Genomic DNA, 2,147 nt, shown 5'->3' with positions numbered 1-2,147 from the left:
CTAATTGCTTTTATTTATTGATGCCAGAGGTAGTTAACCGCCTGCGCATTAGGCCAGAAAGGCTGTGCAGTGAAATGCCCTTTTTAGGATAACCTTAACACCCTCCTCAAACACTTTCTAACTTTTCGGTGTATTTTTAGTCTATCGGTGGGTGTCCCCACCTACCGAAATAAGTTTTGTTCTTTCCGTTTGGTGAGGACACCAAACGGTAGAAAAAAAAGCGTTGGCGGGGACGCCAACATATGAAAAATCACACGCTGGCGTCCTCGCCAACGTTTTAATTTCCTTAACTTAATGACATTGAGCTATAGGATGCTGCTCTAATTGCTTTTATTTATTGATGTCAGTGGTTTACCGCCTGCGCATTAGGCCAGAAAGCCTGTGCAGTGAAACGCCCTCTTTAGGATAACCTTAACACCCTCCTCAAACACTTTCTAACTTTTCGGTGTATTTTTTACGCATGCGCTGTTTAGCCTTTTTAACAGCTTCTGTAGTTATACCTAAAAGATTAGCAGTTTCTGCATTGTTGAGCCCTATTTTCTGTAATAAAACAATCCGCAAGTTAGATTCGGTTAAATCACGACCGCAACAATGCCTTTGTACTGAAAAAAGATGTACAAATATATGGTGGTTTTGCAGGTACAGAAACCGCATTAACAGATAGAAATTTAACCCTAAGCATCAATGTCAGCATTTTAAATGGCGCTTTAGGCACTGCAACTGACAACACAGACAACGCCTACCACGTAGTCATTAGCGCAGGTGCTGTAGGTATCGCCGAACTTAACGGCTTTACCGTAAAAGATGGCAATGCAAACGATTACGGAATTATCATAGTAAATTCAAAAACCATATACCAGTATTCTGGTGGCGGAATTTATAATTACTATTCCTCTCCGTTATTAACCAATGACCTAACAGGTAAAGAAGTAAAAGAAGTAAAGAAATTGTTGGTGATTAAATAAGTCCTCATCCTAAGAGGCTGTCTTAAAAGTCGGTTGTCATTTCGGAACGAAACCAAGTGGAGTGAGAAATCTCACTCAAAAGCACTTCTATGGGAGATTTCTCCTCGTGCCTCTTCGAAATGACGATATGATTTTAACTTTTGAGACGGCCTCTTTTAGGTAGTGTTACTTAGCTCCAACAATAATGAGCAAGGATCAAGGATTAAAGAACAAAGGTTAACGACCAACAAATAAAAAAACAGTATCCCAAACCCCTTTCCAAAAGATAGGGGTTTTTTATGAGCCCGTAATTGCGACAAATGCTGTGGCTAAATGCACAACAACTGAGCTTGAATTTATTTTAAAAAGTACGGGCTATTTCACAAGAAATAAGTAGGTTAGTAAGTATTGGGCTTTGCTAAAGCTTTAATTTTTTACGGAGAGGATGATCAGCTCATGAGAGTTAATTTGAGGATGACAAAATTTCAGGAAAACTAAAAGGGAACAGCATTTGTATTTAAAATAAAAGAGGAGTTAAGATAATGACTAAGAAAATATTTAATGAAGGAATTGATTTCCATGACATTCCAGAGCGCAATAACAATAAAGATGTATATGCTAATTTTAAAGAAAAGTTAGAAAGCGTACAAACTTTCCCTGAAATATATGTTTTTAAGTTTATTTTAACGGGAGGGGTAGATAAAATAAAAGAATTAAGGGAAATATTGCCTGAAGACAAATTTATTGAAACTCCATCTAAAACAGGAAAGTATATTGCTGTAACCGTTAAAAAGTGGATGCAGGATGCAGATGCCGTAGTGGATATCTATAAAAAAGTAGGCGAGATTAAAGGCATTATGATGCTTTAGGGAGTTAAGGCCAGAAAGCTGAAGGTCCAAAGTGGAATTGCAATAAATAGGTCGTCATTTCGAACAACTGTAAGGAGTGGCGAAATCTATCTATTTGCTTAGTCAACTAGTTAACAATTTGTTGATTTTAGGTTTAATCCATTGCACAAAAGTGATATCCAAATCTTTAAAATCTAAGTATTTGAATACTCTTTCATCGGCTCCAAGACCACTGAATATGTAAATTTTTTTCAATAGATAATTAACGTGAGTTTGGATTAAGAAGTATATTTCATCTTAGATAAAGGATGTTTAAACATATTTTTTAGCTAGCCGCCGCTGGGCTCTTACTTTT

2 protein-coding genes are annotated in these 2,147 nt (G+C 36.8%); one reads left to right on the top strand and one right to left on the bottom strand.

Annotation, left to right across the window (positions count from 1 at the left end):
• Positions 1-423: 423 nt before the first annotated feature.
• Positions 424-654 (bottom strand): hypothetical protein, encoded by a 231-nt coding sequence (locus B3I52_RS09495; protein WP_293300685.1) that lies wholly within the window; start codon positions 652-654, stop codon positions 424-426.
• Between the two features lie 832 nt (positions 655-1,486).
• On the opposite strand from B3I52_RS09495, the gene B3I52_RS09490 reads away from it, so the two are divergent.
• Entirely contained in the window at positions 1,487-1,813 is a 327-nt protein-coding gene (locus tag B3I52_RS09490; protein ID WP_293300684.1) for a DUF493 family protein, read from the top strand.
• Positions 1,814-2,147 lie beyond the last annotated feature (334 nt).

The organism is Pedobacter sp. UBA4863 (assembly GCF_002399615.1).
Classification (GTDB): Bacteria; Bacteroidota; Bacteroidia; order Sphingobacteriales; family Sphingobacteriaceae; genus Pedobacter.
Note: the sequence above shows the minus strand (reverse complement) of the source record. Positions and strands in the feature narration are given on the sequence as shown.